This is a genomic window from Streptococcus sp. 3167 (assembly GCF_013277175.1).
GTDB classification, from domain to species: Bacteria; Bacillota; Bacilli; order Lactobacillales; family Streptococcaceae; genus Streptococcus; species Streptococcus pseudopneumoniae.
The window spans coordinates 1-17,389 of sequence record NZ_VMML01000020.1 but is presented as its reverse complement, the minus strand read 5'-3'; the positions used below and the strand labels follow the sequence as shown (position 1 = coordinate 17,389).

Annotated in this window: 19 protein-coding genes; 12 read left to right on the top strand and 7 right to left on the bottom strand. The window is 39.6% G+C overall.

The genetic code is table 11. The annotated features are described in order from the left end of the window. Positions 1-39: 39 nt before the first annotated feature. Positions 40-258, bottom strand: coding sequence for a glutaredoxin-like protein NrdH (nrdH, locus tag HT678_RS02940; RefSeq protein ID WP_000259243.1), 219 nt, complete (start codon positions 256-258; stop codon positions 40-42). A gap of 349 nt (positions 259-607) precedes the next feature. Here nrdH and HT678_RS02935 point away from each other — a divergent pair, with 349 nt between their 5' ends. Beyond that, complete coding sequence (locus HT678_RS02935; protein ID WP_000146947.1) at positions 608-871, top strand: phosphocarrier protein HPr; 264 nt, start codon at positions 608-610, stop codon at positions 869-871. A gap of 5 nt (positions 872-876) precedes the next feature. Next, positions 877-2,610: a phosphoenolpyruvate--protein phosphotransferase gene (gene ptsP, locus HT678_RS02930; RefSeq protein WP_172924574.1), complete on the top strand. Its 1,734-nt coding sequence runs from the start codon at positions 877-879 to the stop codon at positions 2,608-2,610. Positions 2,611-2,832: 222 nt separating this feature from the next. On the opposite strand, the gene dhaQ is transcribed toward ptsP, so the two are convergent. Together dhaQ and dhaS are read right to left on the bottom strand one after the other, a co-directional pair. Next, positions 2,833-3,822: a DhaKLM operon coactivator DhaQ gene (gene dhaQ, locus HT678_RS02925; RefSeq protein ID WP_172924573.1), complete on the bottom strand. Its 990-nt coding sequence runs from the start codon at positions 3,820-3,822 to the stop codon at positions 2,833-2,835. After that, entirely contained in the window at positions 3,819-4,349 is a 531-nt protein-coding gene (gene dhaS, locus HT678_RS02920) for a dihydroxyacetone kinase transcriptional activator DhaS (RefSeq protein WP_023941213.1), read from the bottom strand. Before dhaS ends, dhaQ begins: the two co-directional genes overlap by 4 nt. A 153-nt stretch (positions 4,350-4,502) precedes the next feature. Between dhaS and dhaK the strand changes: the two genes are divergently transcribed. From dhaK to pdrM, 9 genes are all read left to right on the top strand, one after another. Then, the gene (gene dhaK, locus HT678_RS02915; protein ID WP_172924572.1) at positions 4,503-5,492 is read left to right on the top strand and encodes a dihydroxyacetone kinase subunit DhaK; all 990 of its coding nucleotides are present in this window, start codon (positions 4,503-4,505) and stop codon (positions 5,490-5,492) included. A gap of 21 nt (positions 5,493-5,513) precedes the next feature. Further along, a complete protein-coding gene (gene dhaL / locus HT678_RS02910) occupies positions 5,514-6,089 on the top strand; it encodes a dihydroxyacetone kinase subunit DhaL (RefSeq protein ID WP_000990807.1) in 576 nt (191 codons plus the stop codon). Further along, entirely contained in the window at positions 6,089-6,463 is a 375-nt protein-coding gene (gene dhaM / locus HT678_RS02905) for a dihydroxyacetone kinase phosphoryl donor subunit DhaM (protein ID WP_050208301.1), read from the top strand. Before dhaL ends, dhaM begins: the two co-directional genes overlap by 1 nt. A gap of 445 nt (positions 6,464-6,908) precedes the next feature. Next, positions 6,909-7,601 (top strand): YjjG family noncanonical pyrimidine nucleotidase, encoded by a 693-nt coding sequence (locus tag HT678_RS02900; RefSeq protein ID WP_172924571.1) that lies wholly within the window; start codon positions 6,909-6,911, stop codon positions 7,599-7,601. Positions 7,602-7,662: 61 nt separating this feature from the next. Beyond that, entirely contained in the window at positions 7,663-8,316 is a 654-nt protein-coding gene (locus tag HT678_RS02895) for a uracil-DNA glycosylase (RefSeq protein WP_172924570.1), read from the top strand. A gap of 9 nt (positions 8,317-8,325) precedes the next feature. Next, positions 8,326-8,790: an 8-oxo-dGTP diphosphatase gene (locus HT678_RS02890; protein WP_023936889.1), complete on the top strand. Its 465-nt coding sequence runs from the start codon at positions 8,326-8,328 to the stop codon at positions 8,788-8,790. A gap of 12 nt (positions 8,791-8,802) precedes the next feature. Next, positions 8,803-10,071, top strand: a complete 1,269-nt coding sequence (locus HT678_RS02885; protein ID WP_054393035.1) for a dihydroorotase — start codon at positions 8,803-8,805, stop codon at positions 10,069-10,071. A 13-nt stretch (positions 10,072-10,084) separates the two neighbouring features. After that, the gene (locus tag HT678_RS02880) at positions 10,085-10,345 is read left to right on the top strand and encodes a hypothetical protein (RefSeq protein WP_001105926.1); all 261 of its coding nucleotides are present in this window, start codon (positions 10,085-10,087) and stop codon (positions 10,343-10,345) included. A 10-nt stretch (positions 10,346-10,355) separates the two neighbouring features. After that, a complete protein-coding gene (gene pdrM, locus HT678_RS02875) occupies positions 10,356-11,708 on the top strand; it encodes a sodium-coupled multidrug efflux MATE transporter PdrM (RefSeq protein WP_031233691.1) in 1,353 nt (450 codons plus the stop codon). Positions 11,709-11,921: 213 nt separating this feature from the next. On the opposite strand, the gene xerS is transcribed toward pdrM, so the two are convergent. From xerS to ylqF, 4 genes are all read right to left on the bottom strand, one after another. Continuing rightward, positions 11,922-12,992: a tyrosine recombinase XerS gene (xerS, locus tag HT678_RS02870; protein ID WP_000817848.1), complete on the bottom strand. Its 1,071-nt coding sequence runs from the start codon at positions 12,990-12,992 to the stop codon at positions 11,922-11,924. Positions 12,993-13,544: 552 nt separating this feature from the next. Next, entirely contained in the window at positions 13,545-15,095 is a 1,551-nt protein-coding gene (locus tag HT678_RS02865; RefSeq protein ID WP_079252922.1) for a ClC family H(+)/Cl(-) exchange transporter, read from the bottom strand. Between the two features lie 15 nt (positions 15,096-15,110). Then, positions 15,111-15,890: a ribonuclease HII gene (locus HT678_RS02860; protein WP_119919469.1), complete on the bottom strand. Its 780-nt coding sequence runs from the start codon at positions 15,888-15,890 to the stop codon at positions 15,111-15,113. Next, positions 15,877-16,728, bottom strand: a complete 852-nt coding sequence (gene ylqF, locus HT678_RS02855; RefSeq protein WP_023936881.1) for a ribosome biogenesis GTPase YlqF — start codon at positions 16,726-16,728, stop codon at positions 15,877-15,879. Before ylqF ends, HT678_RS02860 begins: the two co-directional genes overlap by 14 nt. A gap of 369 nt (positions 16,729-17,097) precedes the next feature. On the opposite strand from ylqF, the gene tnpB reads away from it, so the two are divergent. Beyond that, positions 17,098-17,389 (top strand): IS66 family insertion sequence element accessory protein TnpB (gene tnpB / locus HT678_RS02850; RefSeq protein WP_172924569.1); only part of this gene is annotated, 292 nt, incomplete at its 3' end.

The following is a 17,389-nucleotide window of genomic DNA, read 5'->3' as shown; positions in this document are numbered from 1 at the left end:
TAGCCCTAGAAGCAGTTTCTTCTGGATGATGTACTAAGATTATGCTAATTGTTTCAGTTTTCCTGGTTGGAAACCTGAAAAGACTTCAGTTGGTGTTTGGATAACAGGAGCTGCGCTAAAACCGAGCTCTTTAACTTGATCGATGTACTCAGGCTGCTCATCAAGATTGATTTCTTTATATTCAACGTTATTACTGTCCAAGAAACGCTTGGTCATTTTACATTGGACACAATTGTTTTTAGAATAAACGGTTACCATTGTGTAACTCCTCTTCAAAATTTAATACTATCTTAGTATATCAGAAAATAAAATTTTGTCAATGATTTGAACTAAATATAGTGGTTAATTTTTCTACTCAAGCTCACAAAACACAATATGTAGTGTTTACTTTATAAAATAGCAATGATTATCCTATAAATCGTTTTTAAAGAAACTATATCCTGTGTTTTGTTATCTAGGACAGAAGATTTTCAGCAAGTTATCTGAAAGGAAATTGAAGGAAAATCCAGAAAATGCTTGAAAAAAATCCTAGAAGATGATATAATACCAAATTGTAAGGGTTATCACATATAACTCAAAAAAGAAAGAACAAAAGGAGAGTCAAACTATGGCTTCTAAAGATTTCCACGTAGTGGCAGAAACAGGTATTCACGCACGTCCAGCAACATTGTTGGTGCAAACTGCTAGCAAATTTGCTTCAGATATCACTCTTGAGTACAAAGGTAAATCAGTTAACCTTAAATCAATTATGGGTGTTATGAGTCTTGGTGTTGGCCAAGGTGCTGACGTAACTATCTCAGCTGAAGGTGCAGATGCAGATGACGCTATCGCTGCAATCTCAGAAACAATGGAAAAAGAAGGATTGGCATAAGGGAAATGACAGAAATGCTTAAAGGAATCGCAGCATCTGACGGTGTTGCAGTTGCAAAAGCATATCTACTCGTTCAACCGGATTTGTCATTCGAGACTGTTTCAGTCGAAGATACAAACGCAGAAGAGGCTCGTTTGGATGTAGCTCTTGAAGCTTCTCAAAACGAGCTTTCTCTTATCCGTGAGAAAGCTGTAGGTACGCTTGGTGAAGAAGCGGCTCAAGTTTTTGACGCTCATTTGATGGTTCTTGCTGACCCAGAATTGATTGGTCAGATTAAAGAAACAATCCGTGCTAAGAAAGTCAATGCAGAAGCAGGTCTTAAAGAAGTGACTGACATGTTCATCACTATCTTTGAAGGCATGGAAGACAACCCATATATGCAAGAACGTGCAGCGGATATCCGCGACGTGACAAAACGTGTATTGGCAAATCTTCTTGGTAAGAAATTGCCAAACCCAGCTTCTATCAATGAAGAAGTAATCGTGATTGCGCATGACTTGACACCATCTGATACAGCTCAATTGGACAAAAACTTTGTAAAAGCTTTTGTAACAAACATCGGTGGACGTACAAGCCACTCAGCTATCATGGCACGTACACTTGAAATTGCAGCTGTATTGGGAACAAATAACATCACTGAAGTGGTGAAAGACGGTGATATCCTTGCCGTTAACGGAATTACTGGTGAAGTGATTATCAACCCAACAGATGAACAAGCGGCAGAATTTAAAGCAGCTGGTGAAGCTTATGCTAAACAAAAAGCTGAATGGGCACTTTTGAAAGATGCTCAAACAGTGACTGCTGACGGTAAACACTTCGAGTTGGCTGCTAACATCGGTACTCCAAAAGACGTTGAAGGTGTTAACAACAACGGTGCTGAAGCTGTTGGACTTTACCGTACAGAGTTCTTGTACATGGATTCTCAAGACTTCCCAACAGAAGACGAGCAGTATGAAGCATACAAGGCTGTTCTTGAGGGAATGAATGGTAAACCAGTGGTTGTTCGTACAATGGATATTGGTGGAGATAAGGAACTTCCTTACTTCGATATGCCACACGAAATGAACCCATTCCTTGGATTCCGTGCCCTTCGTATCTCTATTTCTGAAACTGGAGATGCAATGTTCCGTACACAAATCCGTGCCCTTCTTCGTGCTTCTGTTCATGGTCAATTGCGTATCATGTTCCCAATGGTTGCCCTTTTGAAAGAATTCCGTGCAGCCAAAGCAGTTTATGAAGAAGAAAAAGCAAACCTTCTTGCTGAAGGTGTTGCAGTTGCGGATGACATCCAAGTTGGTATCATGATTGAAATCCCTGCAGCAGCGATGCTTGCAGACCAATTTGCTAAAGAAGTAGACTTCTTCTCAATTGGTACAAACGACTTGATCCAATATACAATGGCAGCAGACCGTATGAATGAGCAAGTTTCATACCTTTACCAACCATATAACCCATCAATCCTTCGCTTGATCAACAACGTTATCAAGGCAGCTCACGCTGAAGGTAAATGGGCTGGTATGTGTGGTGAGATGGCTGGTGACCAAAAAGCTGTTCCGCTTCTTGTCGGAATGGGCTTGGATGAGTTCTCTATGTCAGCAACATCTGTCCTTCGTACACGTAGCTTGATGAAGAAATTGGATACTGCTAAGATGGAAGAGTACGCTAACCGTGCCCTTACAGAGTGTTCAACAATGGAAGAAGTTCTTGAACTTCAAAAAGAATACGTTAACTTCGATTAATGTCATTAACCTTGTAACCTAGTTGCAAGGTTTTTTGACGCATTTTGGGAAAGTATAGTCTAATACTCTTTCAAAATCTCTTCAAACCACGTCAGCGTCGCCTTAACGTAGATATGCTCACTGACNNGCTAGTTTCCTAGTTTGCTTTTTGATTTTCATTGAGTATAAGATAAAAGCAAGGGGCTATCAAGTGAGGTAGCCCTTTTGAGTTATATAAGCAAATTACCATGCAAAAGCTGTCGTTGGAGCATTGAGCGCTTCTAACCACTGTTTATTTTTTACGGGGCAAAGAGTTACGGATATACCTGCCATATCTAGGCTGGTCATAAATGTTCCTGATTTTATAAAAGTAATAGTGACTCCTTCAATTTCTAAGAGTTGAAGAAGATCATTGATAAATATTCCCATTTCTAGGTTGGTAGTAGTGCCTAGATTATTTACAAGCAATATAAATTGATCCCCATGTTTCCAATGATAGTACAATCTTAATTTATTTATAATTTCATTTGCAAGGATTTCCGATGATTGAAATGGGACGATACGATAGCCTTCTTCGCCATGTATCCCAATACCATAAGAAATATTTCCTTCTTCCAAGTTAAATAGTGGAAGGGTGGCTTGGGGGAGACTAGCAGCTTTTCTTGCAAAGCCAATTGTTGCGATTTCGGGAGCAAGTTCATAACCTAAATCAGTTAGTTGCTCGATGTCAGCACCGTTCTGAGCCGCATATCCTAGGATTTTATGAAGTAAAATAGTCCCTGCAAGCCCTCTTCCTCTAATTTGAAATCTATTGTGAGGTTCAATAGAAATATCGTCGTGTGCTAGACTATAGCCGACCTTAATTCCTTCTTGTCTAGCAGTATTAATGGCCCAGCTAAATTCTTTGATGTCTGCTTCGAAATTTTTTACAATGATGAAGACACCGTGACCATTGTTTAAAAAACGAATGGACTCTAAGATTTCAGTTCTTGTAGGAGGAGTAAATAATTGGCCATAGATAGCAGCGGTAAGCATTCCTTTTCCCACATATCCAATATGCGCAGGTTCGTGACCGGAACCTCCACCCGACAATATTGGAATCTGATGAGGGTTGCGATTTTTTTGATAGACTAGTGGTAAAGTAGGGTGTTTTTCTAATTCAGGATGACTGCTGACAGTTGCTGAAATGTAACTTGAAATAATTTTCTGTTTATGATTTGAAATAAATGTCATTGTGGCCTCTTTCCAATAATTGTCATGATGAGATAGCCTGGTTGTGGAACTGGACTTTTTTTATTGACGCAAGCCTTCACGATTTCTGCTAGAGCATGTGAGTGATAATCTAGCAAAAAACAAGTATAAGCAGATGAATCGCTATCAATCTGACCATATTCTCTTAAAATTTTTGATACAAGCAAGCGACAGTAGCTGATAAAGTGGTCATAGAAGTTATTTTGCCCTTGAATATCAAAAAGTTGAATATAAAAATCACGCTCTTGTTCGAAATAAAGAAATAATTCTTGTAATAGTTTTTGGCCTGAAATGAAGTCCAAGTTATTGGTGATATACTCGGTTAAGTCAGTTTCAAATATCCAGTCTAACAGTTCATATTTGTCAAGAAAGTGATTGTAAAAGGTCTGTCTACGAATGCCAGCTGATTCCATGATATCTACAATGGAGATTTTATCAAATTCTCTAGTAGCTAATAGGTCTCTAAATGCCTTGGCAATCCGTTTTTTTGTAATGAGTGATGATGCCATAGGAAGCCTTTCTTTTACTTCCTTCATTTTACCAAAAAAATGTTTGAAACGGGTTTAAAAGGGGACAAATAATAGAATCTGTCCCTTATCATCCAGCAATAAAAAGTATATAATGAAATCGAAAACAAAGATACATGCCGAAAGGAGTTTCTCATGAAAAAAATTATAAATGAACCGACACAAGTTGTTGATGAAATGTTGCAGGGGTTGTCATTCATGCATGATGACTTGGTTCAACGCTTAGATGGTTTTGATGTTATCGTTAGAAAGGCAGAAAAGACAAGAAAAGTTGGACTCATTTCAGGTGGAGGTTCAGGACATGAACCCAGTCATGCTGGATTTGTAGGAGATGGAATGTTGTCTGCTGCCATTTGTGGAGCAGTCTTCACTTCACCTACTCCGAATCAAATTTTAGAAGCCATTAAGGCGGCTGATGAAGGTGCTGGAGTTTTCATGGTCATCAAGAACTATTCTGGTGACATTATGAACTTTGAAATTGCACAAGAACTTGCTGAAATGGAAGGTATTGATGTAGCAAGTGTTGTGGTTGATGATGATATCGCTGTTGAAAATAGTCTCTATACCCAAGGCCGTCGAGGTGTTGCAGGTACTATATTAGTCCATAAAATTTTGGGGGCTGCAGCTCGTTCTGGTAAATCATTATCTGAAATGAAGGACTTGGCCGACAAACTTGTCTTAGAAATTAAAACAATTGGATTAGCTCTATCTGGCGCTACTGTTCCAGAAGTTGGGAAACCAGGATTTGTTCTAGAAGATGATGAATTTGAATACGGAGTTGGTATTCACGGTGAGCCTGGATATAAAAAAGAGAAAATGCGACCTTCAGCACAATTGGCTTCAGAATTGGTTGAAAAATTATCTGAAGGTTTCCAACTTAAAGCTGGTGAACGCTATGGGCTTCTCATCAATGGTTTAGGAAGCACACCACTTATGGAACAATACGTATTTGCAAATGATGTGGCTAAATTGCTCCATGAAAAAGGTGTTGAGTTGGCGTTTAAGAAAATTGGAAACTATATGACTTCAATCGATATGGCTGGCTTATCATTAACATTGATTCGATTGGCAGATGATGAGTGGTTGAATGCTCTAAATGCACCTGTTACTACACCAGCTTGGTAAAATTCAAGGAGGAAATGTCGTATGAATGCTGAACAAGCTCTTGAATGGATGAAACTTTTTAATGAAAAGATTCAAGAACAGAAAGATTATCTTAGTGAGCTAGACACTCCTATAGGAGATGGAGACCACGGTGGAAACATGGCGCGTGGAATGGCTGCAGTTATGGAAAATTTAGAAGGAAAGCAATTTGAAACCAGCAGTGATGTGTTTAAACTTGTCTCAATGCAACTACTAAGTAAGGTAGGAGGTGCTTCTGGTCCCTTGTATGGCTCTGCTTTTATGGGCATGGCCAAGGCTGACTCTAATTCGAAAATAGAGGAAATCTTACAAAGCGGTTTGGATATGATTGTCAAACGTGGGAAAGCAGAAGTTGGAGAAAAGACAATGGTTGATGTTTGGACTCCTGTTATTGCTGCTTTGTCTGCTGGTCAATTGACTCAAGAGGTTATTGATAAGGTAGTGAATGCTACCAAAGATTTACTTGCAACTAAAGGAAGGGCGTCTTATGTAGGAGAACGTTCTCTTGGACATATTGATCCTGGATCATTCTCATCAGGATTACTCTTTACTGCTCTTTTAGAAACTGGGGTGGTTTAATGGGAAGTATTGGTCTTGTTATCGTTTCACATTCCAAAAACATTGCAGAAGGTGTCGTTGAACTGATTAGTGAAGTAGCTAAAGATGTTCCGATTACTTATGTAGGAGGAACCGAAGATGGAGGAATTGGAACAAGTTTTGATCAAGTAGATAGGGTTGTTTCCGAAAATCCAGCAGATACCTTATTAGCCTTTTTTGACCTGGGTTCTGCTAAAATGAACTTAGAAATGGTGGCTGATTTCAGTGATAAAAGTATCATGATCAATAGGGTTCCAATTGTAGAAGGTGCTTATACTGCAGCTGCTCTTCTTCAGGCTGGTGCAGAACTGTCAGTTATTCAAACACAGTTGTCTGAGCTTGAAATCAATAAATAAGGAATTTTACTATAACACTTTTTATAGGTGGGCTATTGATTATCTCAACTATCAAATTTTAAGTAAATAAAAAGGGATTGCTTTGGGCAGTTCCTTTTTATTTTAACAAGAGTAAACCTATAGTGTTTCTAAATTGTGAATCATTCAAAACTGATTGTGATGAGACTATTCTAGCTTTAGAATCCTTCAAAAATTAAAGTTTAAGGCAATCAATTACTTAGAAGAGTACGAAAACATTTAGTTTATAGGAATTCTAAGTCTAGAATTGCATAGATATTTATGAAGTTAGGGTGTTCGATAGTTAGGATTGTTTTATTCTGAACGATTTGAGCTGTTAGTTGTATAGAAAGTGTTCGAATTTTTTCAAGTGATTAAATTAGTTAATTGTATGAGGTGCTTTATGATATAATGTTCTTAATGAATTTTCAGAAAGGAAAACCTAAAATTGTCCTACAAATTTCTACTCTTCGACCTCGACCACACTCTTCTTGATTTTGATGCTGCTGAGGATGTGGCTTTGACCCAACTTCTAAAAGAAGAAGGAGTTGCGGATATTCAGGCTTATAAAGATTATTACGTTCCTATGAACAAGGCTCTCTGGAAAGACTTGGAGCTGAAGAAAATCAGTAAACAAGAGCTGGTTAACAAGCGCTTTTCTCGTTTATTTTCTCATTTTGGACAGGAAAAAGACGGTAGTTTTCTAGCCCAGCGTTACCAATTTTACTTAGCCCAACAGGGACAAACGATTTCAGGCGCTCATGAACTTTTGGACAGTCTCATCGATCGTGATTATGACTTGTATGCTGCGACAAATGGCATTACTGCTATCCAGACAGGGCGTTTGACTCAGTCTGGTCTGTCACCTTATTTCAATCAAGTCTTTATCTCTGAGCAGTTGCAAACACAAAAGCCTGATGCTCTCTTTTATGAAAAAATTGGTCAACAGATTGCAGGTTTTAGCAAAGAAAAGACGCTGATGATTGGAGATTCCCTAACCGCCGACATTCAAGGCGGCAATAATGCGGGGATTGACACTATCTGGTATAATCCTCATCACCTCGAAAATCACACACAAGCCCAGCCGACTTACGAAGTCTATTCTTACCAAGACTTGCTGGATTGTTTAGATAAACTGTAAAAAGTGGTTTCCATAGCCACTTTTTGCTATAATAGAGGCAGTAAAAATGAAGGAGTCGGCTATGCAACACTCGTCTTGGCATGCTTTGATTAAGGCGCAATTACCTGAGGGTTATTTTGGGAAAATCAATCAGTTTATGAATCAGGTCTATGGTCAGGGGACTGTTTATCCACCCAAGGAAAAGGTTTTTCAGGCTCTCTTGACCACACCCCTAGAAGACGTTAAGGTGGTGATTCTAGGGCAAGACCCCTATCACGGGCCAGGTCAAGCGCAGGGTTTGAGTTTTTCTGTACCTGACTCTATCCCAGCTCCGCCATCCTTGCAAAATATCTTGAAAGAATTGTCAGATGATATCGGGGTTAAGAAATCTCATGATTTGACAGCTTGGGCTGAGCAAGGAGTCTTGCTTCTTAATGCTTGTTTGACAGTTCCTGCTGGACAGGCCAATGGTCATGCTGGTCAGATATGGGAGCCATTTACAGATGCTGTGATTCAGGTGGTCAATCATCTAGATAGACCAGTCGTTTTTGTACTCTGGGGAGCTTATGCACGCAAGAAGAAGACCTTGGTTACCAATCCTAACCACTTGATTATTGAATCAGCCCATCCCAGTCCTTTGTCAGTTTATAGAGGATTTTGGGGTTCCAACCCTTTTTCCAAGGCCAATGCATTTTTAAAAGAGACTGGACAAGAGCCAATCGATTGGCTTAGATAAGGAGAAAATATGCCTCAGTTAGCGACGATTTGCTACATTGATAACGGGAAAGAACTGCTCATGCTCCACCGTAATAAGAAACCCAATGATGTCCATGAAGGGAAATGGATTGGTGTGGGTGGCAAGCTAGAGCGTGGTGAGACTCCTCAGGAATGCGCGGCGCGTGAAATCCTTGAAGAAACAGGACTCAAAGCCAAGCCAGTTCTAAAAGGTGTTATCACTTTTCCTGAATTTACACCAGATTTAGACTGGTACACCTATGTTTTTAAGGTGACAGAGTTTGAGGGTGACTTGATTGACTGCAACGAGGGAACGCTAGAATGGGTTCCCTATGATGAGGTTTTGAGTAAGCCAACTTGGGAAGGTGACCATATCTTTGTTAAGTGGCTTTTAGAGGATAAACCCTTCTTTTCAGCCAAGTTTGTTTATGATGGGGATAAATTGTTGGATACCCAAGTTGATTTCTATGAATAAAGGAGAAAGCATATGCTACTAATCAAAAATGGTCGTGTAATGGATCCCAAGTCTAGTTTGGATCAAGTGTGTGATGTTTTAGTTCAAGATGGGAAAATTGTCAAAATTGCGTCTGAGATCACGGAAGAAGGAGCAGAAACGATTGATGCTAGTGGTCTAGTAGTTGCTCCTGGCTTGGTTGACATTCACGTTCATTTCCGTGAACCTGGTCAAACTCATAAAGAAGACATTCATACTGGTGCCCTAGCAGCCGCTGCAGGTGGTTTTACAACGGTTGTTATGATGGCTAATACCAGTCCAACTATCTCGGATGTAGAGACTTTAAAAGAAGTTCTGGATTCAGCTGCCAAAGAAAAGATTAATGTTAAGACGGTTGCGACCATTACTAAAAACTTTAATGGCCAAGATTTGACAGACTTTCAGGCACTTTTAGCAGCTGGTGCGGTTGGTTTCTCAGACGACGGTATTCCGCTTGAAAGCAGTAAAGTTGTCAAGGAAGCTATGGAAGAAGCTAAAAAGCTTAATACCTTTATTAGTCTTCATGAGGAAGATCCAGGTTTGAATGGGATTCTTGGCTTTAATGAAAATATCGCTAAAGAACATTTCCATATCTGCGGTGCGACTGGGGTGGCTGAGTATGCTATGATGGCGCGTGATGTCATGATTGCCTATGCAACTAAGGCCCATGTTCACATCCAGCATTTGTCTAAGGAAGAAAGTGTTAAAGTAGTGGAGTTTGCTCAAGGTTTGGGTGCGCAAGTCACAGCAGAAGTAGCGCCACAGCATTTTTCTAAGACTGAATCGCTCCTTTTGACACAAGGTAGCAATGCTAAGATGAATCCTCCACTTCGTTTGGAATCAGACCGTCGTGCCGTTATCGAAGGCCTCAAATCAGGCGTCATCACAGTTATCGCAACTGACCATGCGCCTCATCATGCAGATGAGAAAAACATTGAGGATATTACCAAAGCGCCATCTGGTATGACTGGTTTGGAAACATCTCTTTCCCTCGGTTTAACTTATTTGGTAGAAGCTGGGGAATTGACCTTGATGGAATTGCTTGAAAAGATGACCTACAACCCAGCCAAACTTTATAACTTTGAAGCAGGTTACTTGGCTGAGAATGGTCCAGCGGACATCACTATTTTTGATGCTAAGGATGACCGTCTTGTGGACTCCCATTTTGCTTCCAAAGCGACTAATTCACCCTTTATCGGTGAAACCTTAAAAGGGCAGGTTAAATATACCATCTGTAAGGGACAAATTGTCTATCAAGCTTGATAGGAGTTAGAATATGAATTATTTTCGAAAACGTAGGGAGAGACAAGCGAAATCTAATAGTGGAATTTACTGTCCCGCAGCTAATCGTTCTAAAATTCAATATGAAACTAAAGAAAAAGCTGACCATGCGGTTCAATATGATAATGGAGGTTTAGTTAGAAGCTATTATTGTCGTACATGTGCGTGTTGGCATACTACTTCAAAATCTAATAATCCTCCGCTAAGTTTGAAAAACTATGGTCTGAAACTCTTTGGTTTAGATAAATCAGAATAGAAAGAGAAGTATGTATAAGACAAAGTGTTTACAAGAGAAGTTAGTATTATTTTTAAAAATTTTCTTCCCAATCCTAATCTACCAATTTGCCAATTATTCTGCCTCTTTTGTTGACACTGCAATGACAGGCCAATACAATACCATGGACTTGGCTGGTGTGTCTATGGCGACCAGTATCTGGAATCCTTTTTTTACATTCCTAACAGGGATTGTGTCAGCCCTGGTGCCTATCATTGGTCACCATCTTGGTAGTGGTAAAAAGGAAGAAGTTGCGTCTGATTTTTACCAATTTATCTATTTGGCTTTGGGACTATCTGTGGTCTTGCTGGGGATGGTAATTTTCCTGGCACCACCAATCTTGAATCATCTTGGACTAGAAGCACCAGTGGCGGCAGTAGCAGTTCGTTATCTCTGGTTTTTATCTATTGGAATTATCCCCTTGTTGCTCTTTAGTGTCATTCGTTCCTTGCTGGATTCGCTGGGGTTGACTAAGTTGTCCATGTATCTCATGCTTTTGTTGCTTCCTCTCAATAGTGGATTTAACTATCTCTTGATTTACGGGGCCTTTGGTGTTCCAGAACTGGGAGGTGCTGGTGCTGGTTTAGGAACATCCTTGGCCTACTGGGTCTTGCTGGGGATTTCTGTTCTGGTTCTATTTAAACAGGAGAAGCTCAAGGCTCTACATCTTGAGAAACGAATTCCGCTTAATATGGATAAAATCAAGGAAGGAGTTCGTTTAGGTCTGCCTATTGGGGGGACTGTATTTGCTGAGGTGGCTATCTTTTCCGTGGTTGGCTTGATTATGGCTAAGTTCTCGTCCTTGATTATCGCTAGTCACCAGTCAGCTATGAACTTTTCAAGTCTCATGTACGCCTTTCCTATGAGTATCTCATCTGCTATGGCTATTGTCGTTTCCTATGAAGTGGGAGCCAAGCGATTTGATGATGCGAAAACCTATATTGGTCTAGGAAGATGGACAGCCCTCATTTTTGCGGTCTTCACCTTATCCTTCCTTTACATTTTTAGGGGAAGTGTGGCTAGTCTTTATGGTAACAACCCAGAATTTATCGATTTGACAGCACGTTTTTTGACTTACAGTCTTTTCTTCCAGTTAGCAGATACCTTTGCAGCACCTCTTCAGGGAATTTTACGGGGGTATAAGGATACCGTTATTCCTTTTTACCTTGGTTTGGTTGGTTATTGGGGGGTGACACTCCCAGTAGCTATGGTATTCGACTCTCTAACAGATTTTGGAGCTTATTCTTACTGGATTGGTTTGATTATTAGTTTAATCGTGAGCGGGGCTCTCTACCGTTGGCGTTTAACTGCGATTATGAAGAGATTTGAATCCAGAAAAGCTTGATTTTTAAAATTCCTACAAGCAAAAATATCCTTCCTTATCTGCATTATTTTTGCTATAGTTAAATTAGTAGTAGGCAAATGAGAATTTCAAAAATATAGAAACAATTGATATTCCACGCTACTTTACTGGTATCAGATATCAAGAAAAGAAGTTGCTTATTTTTAGCAGCTTCTTTTCTTGATAAAAATTTTACATAAGTTATATTACGTAAAATTATAAACTATCCAAGGCATTCTTTTGTTCATCATTGACGATATGAGTATAGAGGTCAGTGACTTGTGTACTGGCATGTCCTAGCTGGTGACTGACCAAAACTTGCGATTTAGTAGCATCATAGAGCCTAGTTGCTAGGGTATGGCGCAGTTTATGGGGTGTTACACGGACTTTGAAGTCCTCTGAGTATTTAGCAACCATTTTCTCAACGCTGGAAGCGTCAATACGATTGGGAACACCTCTATAGAGTGTCAAAAAGAGGGCTGTGTCTGTTTTTTCCGTCTTATAGCGTTGATTTCGAATGGCCAGATAATTCTCTAAATAAGGCTTAGCAAAGGCAGCAACATTGACCGAATCGCGTTTGCCACCTTTTCGAGTGACATCAATAACCATCATTTTTAGATTGAGATCTCTTAAATCCAGATTAACAGCTTCAGATAAGCGAACACCCGATGCCAAGAGAAGGGCAATAATGGCTAAATCTCGTTCTTTATTTTTGTTGAATGATGAGAGAGCTCGATTTGAAAGCTGTTGTGGGTACTCTTGGTCAATATAAGTTAGAAAACCTTCTGTTTCATCACCTAAAAAGAGTTTTTGCTTGATGTTTTCAGCTCTAGCAGCAAGTGTTTCTTTCTTTTTTTTGGTTGAAACTTTCTTCATTACATTACGATAGAAATAAGGTTCCCCTTGATCGTTTTCAACCTCCTCAGTCAAATACTTATAAAGACTAGAAAGTGCTGACAAGGTCCGATTGATGGTTGTCTGAGAAACACCTTGTTTGCTTGTATTGGCATTCAGCAAAGGACGTTCTCGAAGATAAAGGATAAAAGCCTCCATATCTTTCTTTGACATGTTTTCCAAGACAGATAAAGGAATATTAGACATTTTATCAGCGTTTGAGATACCAGACTCCAAAACCCAGCTGAAAAATCGATCATATTCCTTCAGGTATTCGTACAAGGTTGTAAAACTGTAAGGAACAGCAAGCTTAGATTGGTAGTATTCAAGAATATACCAGGGCATGATTTGTTTTAGTTTGTCGATTCGTTCCAGTAAAATCTCACGTTTCATGTATTTTCTCCATAAATAAGTCTATTAGTAGTATAGCATGGACTTATTTATTTTTCAAGAAAATTATAGTTTTTCGGAAAGATGTTATAGAGCTTTTTAAAAAAACTTAGACCTGTGTAATACGGATCTAAGTCTTTGGAGTTTCATTGTGAATCATTAGCTAGTGCTTTTTCTAGCTTCCAAATACTAAACCAGAATGAAATAGTTAACAGAATAAGGAAAATAAAAAAATCTCACCCACTAAAGTTCTGTTAATACTACATAACTGAAGAGCTATATAAGGGAGCTATGAGATACAAAGTGCACTGTATAATTGCTATTGTTTTCTTTTTCATGATTTTAATCTTACTGTACAGATTTGATACAGTAAACTCCTTTCTAGCTTTATGCTTTATCATTTCTAACTTAATTATAGTCTTATTTTTACCAAAGCTCAATTATTTATATGTAAAATTCCTCATCAGTAAAAAATAACCGACCTCATTGCTGAGAATCGGTTTTCTAAATAAATCAAGTCAGTTGTTTGCATAATATAAATTATGTAAACGAACTCTACAACAACAAATCTTTGACTTTCCCAATTTCGCTTTTTGGAATAACCAGGTGAATCATATCACCCAGATACATTCTGGTTGAGCCGTTAACTGTTTGGCTCTTGCCATTATGGACTTGGGTAGTGATGAGGACGTTGTGTGGTAAGTTGAGTTCATGAACTTGTTTCCCAGCAATTTTATCAGAAACTGGTATTTCGATAAGTGTAACTTCTCCTTCGCTGGATACTTCTTCTGGAAGCATTTTTTCCAGCATGGCTTCATAGACTGGTGTACCCTTGAGCAAATCCATGATAATATAAGAAACAAGAGTGACAAGACCAAGTGGCATGAGGTTGCGGATATCTCCTACCATCTCAGTTACGAGGATCATGGCAGTTAAGGGAGCTTTTGATATTGCTCCAAAATAGCCACTCATTCCTAGAATGACAAATATAGGGAATTGCTCTTGACTGACAAGTCCAAGATTGACGCAGATAACACCAACTAGGGCACCAAGTAAGGAACCAAGCGCCAAAATTGGTAGGAAAATGCCTCCTGGAAGACCACTTCCATAACTAATCATGCTCCAGATAAAGCGAATTAAAAAGTAAGCTAATAGAACTTGGAAACTAAAATCTTGCTCAGTTAAGGAAAGAACAAGCTGATTTCCACCACCAAGGACGTGGGGTAAAAAAATTCCGACTGGTATGATGAGAATAAAAGCAAGAATTGGATCATAAGCTCTATCCAAATGGATTTTTTGACCAATCCAATCATAAAGTCTACCGACATCGAGCACAGCTTTTTCATAGAGAAAACCGGAAAATCCAAGGAAAATTCCCATCACAAGATAAATCCAGTATTGATCTAGGGTCATGAGAGGAATGTTATCTGGCATATCCAATACTGGTGTCAAACCGAACATGAGTAGAGACACAAAGTTTGCTACGATGCTGGCTGCTAGTGTAGAAACCCAGAAAAAGCGCGAAAAATGGTGATAAACTTCTTCTACTACAAAGAGGAGGCCTGCTATTGGTGCATTAAAGGCTGCGGCTAAACCTGCTGCAGCTCCACTGGCAATTAAGGAACGTTCCTCTACTGGACTGGATTTGAGCCACTTGGCAATTCCTTTACCACCAACTGCTCCCAGTTGGATACTTGGCCCTTCACGCCCCAGCATAAGGCCGCTGGCAATAGCAAGCATTCCTAGCACATATTTTTTCCAAAGAACGCCCCACCAGTTGAGGGACATGAGGCCTTTCAGTTCGGCTTCGACTTGCGGAATTCCTGAGCCTTTGATATCTTTTTCTGATCGAGTTAATTTAGCACTGAGCCAACAGATGAGTATATAAAACAAAACCAGTACAAAAAGATTGCGCACTAGGTGCCCTTGATCTTGATAAAGTCCTTGTATCAGGTGGAAGCCCTTTTCAATTAAGAAACGAAAGGATCCGACGATAATTCCAACGACGAGGCCGACAATGATTCCTCGACCAACTTGGGATAGGATAGTGCTGGATGCAAAGGCGAATTCTTTCTTAGAACGGACTATTTCCGACTGTTCCTCCATGGTATTTCCTTTCAATTAACTTTCTTTTTTACCTAAAACCAGTGATTTAACAGGTTCAAAGCTGGTTCGGTGAATTGGGGTAACTCCTAGTTTTTCGAGTCCTTCTAGGTGTTTAGCAGTTCCATATCCTGCATTAGTAGCGAAATCATAGCCAGGAAACCGCTGATCGTATTCCTTCATCAATTCATCACGGGTCACCTTGGCTACTATAGAAGCTGCTGCGATAGAGAGGGAATTAGCATCACCTTTGATGATGGAGGTTTGTGAAATGGGCAACTCCAGTTTCATGGCATCTATCAAAAGGTGCTCAGGTTGAGGACTGAGCTGGGAGATTGCTTCCTGCATGGCCAGTTTAGTTGCTCCGTAGATATTGACTTGGTCGATGACCTGATTATCCATGATACCAACGCCAATTGACAAGGCTTGGTCTTGAACTGCTTGGAAAATCTCCAGATGTTTCTTTTTAGGAATTTTCTTGCTGTCATTGAGGCCTCTAATCTTACAATTTTGAGGTAAAATAACGGCTGCAGCGACTACTGGCCCAGCCAGAGGACCTCGGCCGACCTCGTCAACACCTGCTATCAAGATCACTCCTTGCTTGTAAATTTCCTTTTCATAGGAAAGCATAGATTCCAAACGCAAATTTTCATCCAATTCAGCCTGAATGGCTTTTTTACGCTTGCTAATTTCTTTTTGAACTCCAGAGCGATTATCCTTTTCAAGATCTAAAAAAATAGGGCTTTCTAACTCCTTGACTGTCACAAGGAGTTCTTTGATTTCTTTAATCGTTGCCATCGAGGTCTTCCAATGTATCTAAGGTATAGTTACCGAGTTTTCCATCACGGACTTCCTTCACGAAGAGACTGTAAAAACGGTCATAGTCATCACGGAAACCGAGGGCGCGGGTCATATCCATAATAATCACAGGCGCTTCTTCTTCAATTTTCATTTGTTTGAAGCGTTCAGCCAGCTTTTCTGGATAATGTTCTTTGAAATAATTGATACCAAAAATGGTAACCTCATCCATAGGAAGCAACTGATCCTTGATAGCTCCAGTCAATGCCAACTTAAGTGCAACAGTTTCATCCTCAAACTTAGGCCAGAGAATCCCCGGTGTATCCAAGATTTCCAGATCTTTATTGGTTTTAAGCCATTGTTGACCTTTTGTGACCCCTGGCTTGTTTCCAACAACAGCAATCTTTTTACCAGCCAAACGGTTCATCAGAGTTGATTTACCAGCGTTTGGAATCCCGATAATCATGGTACGCAAGGTTTCAATCTGAATCCCACGTTCTTTCTGGCGAGCAATCTTATCAGCCATGAGCTTCTTAGCAGCATCTGTTACAACTTTTACAGTCACTTGCTCTTTGGAATTGATAGTCAGCGTCTGGATTCCCTGTGATTCAAAATACTGACGCCATTCTTTGGTCATTACTGGATCGGCCAAGTCCGCCTTGTTTAAAATCAGGAGTTTCGGTTTATCACCAACAATCTTGGTCAACATAGGATTTTGACTAGATAGAGGTAAGCGTGCATCCACCAAAATCGTTACAAAATCAACAAATTTTAGATTTTCCTGCACCTGCCGACGCGCTTTAGACATGTGACCAGGAAACCATTGAATAGTAGCCATTGAGTTTTTTCCTTTCGTAGCAAGGGTTTAGAGCCCCTTATTTAATTTAATATTGTTTGAACATAGAGAATCTTCAAATGAATAATGTCCAAACAGTTCTTGTTTTATGATATAGAAATCTACTTTATATTATATCATGCCTTCTTTATTTTGTCCGATGATAGCCTTTCAAGTACCCTATATATAGTAGATTAAAACAAGATGTGAACAAATCGATTAGGAAAGTCAAATTAATTTCTAGAAATATTTTAACATCTATAACGTACTATTCTAAAGTAAGCGCGTCATAACAAGGTATCGTATCTATCCTAATTCCCCAACTTCCGGTATACTAGATAAAAATAGTTATCGGAGGAAAGGTAGTGTACTATGATGATTCAACTAAGCGATTTAGGTCAAGTTCACCTTGTATGTGGGAAAACGGATATGAGACAAGGCATTGATTCACTGTCTTATCTCATTAAAACCCACTTTGAATTGGACCCTTTCTCAGGTCAAGTCTTTCTCTTTTGTGGTGGACGTAAAGACCGCTTTAAAGCTCTTTACTGGGATGGTCAAGGATTTTGGCTACTATATAAACGCTTTGAGAACGGTAAGTTGACTTGGCCAAGTACAGAAAAGGATGTCAAAGCTCTCACACCTGAACAAGTAGACTGGCTGA

Coding starts and splice junctions, on each gene's coding strand:
- HT678_RS02890 (WP_023936889.1), top strand. CDS start 8,326: ATGCCTCAGTTAGCGACGATTTGCTACATTGATAACGGGAAAGAACTG.
- dhaS (WP_023941213.1), bottom strand. CDS start 4,349: ATGGCATCATCACTCATTACAAAAAAACGGATTGCCAAGGCATTTAGA.
- dhaQ (WP_172924573.1), bottom strand. CDS start 3,822: ATGACATTTATTTCAAATCATAAACAGAAAATTATTTCAAGTTACATT.
- xerS (WP_000817848.1), bottom strand. CDS start 12,992: ATGAAACGTGAGATTTTACTGGAACGAATCGACAAACTAAAACAAATC.
- pdrM (WP_031233691.1), top strand. CDS start 10,356: ATGTATAAGACAAAGTGTTTACAAGAGAAGTTAGTATTATTTTTAAAA.
- HT678_RS02895 (WP_172924570.1), top strand. CDS start 7,663: ATGCAACACTCGTCTTGGCATGCTTTGATTAAGGCGCAATTACCTGAG.
- ylqF (WP_023936881.1), bottom strand. CDS start 16,728: ATGGCTACTATTCAATGGTTTCCTGGTCACATGTCTAAAGCGCGTCGG.
- dhaK (WP_172924572.1), top strand. CDS start 4,503: ATGAAAAAAATTATAAATGAACCGACACAAGTTGTTGATGAAATGTTG.
- ptsP (WP_172924574.1), top strand. CDS start 877: ATGACAGAAATGCTTAAAGGAATCGCAGCATCTGACGGTGTTGCAGTT.
- HT678_RS02865 (WP_079252922.1), bottom strand. CDS start 15,095: ATGGAGGAACAGTCGGAAATAGTCCGTTCTAAGAAAGAATTCGCCTTT.
- HT678_RS02935 (WP_000146947.1), top strand. CDS start 608: ATGGCTTCTAAAGATTTCCACGTAGTGGCAGAAACAGGTATTCACGCA.
- HT678_RS02885 (WP_054393035.1), top strand. CDS start 8,803: ATGCTACTAATCAAAAATGGTCGTGTAATGGATCCCAAGTCTAGTTTG.
- dhaM (WP_050208301.1), top strand. CDS start 6,089: ATGGGAAGTATTGGTCTTGTTATCGTTTCACATTCCAAAAACATTGCA.
- nrdH (WP_000259243.1), bottom strand. CDS start 258: ATGGTAACCGTTTATTCTAAAAACAATTGTGTCCAATGTAAAATGACC.
- HT678_RS02880 (WP_001105926.1), top strand. CDS start 10,085: ATGAATTATTTTCGAAAACGTAGGGAGAGACAAGCGAAATCTAATAGT.
- HT678_RS02860 (WP_119919469.1), bottom strand. CDS start 15,890: ATGGCAACGATTAAAGAAATCAAAGAACTCCTTGTGACAGTCAAGGAG.
- dhaL (WP_000990807.1), top strand. CDS start 5,514: ATGAATGCTGAACAAGCTCTTGAATGGATGAAACTTTTTAATGAAAAG.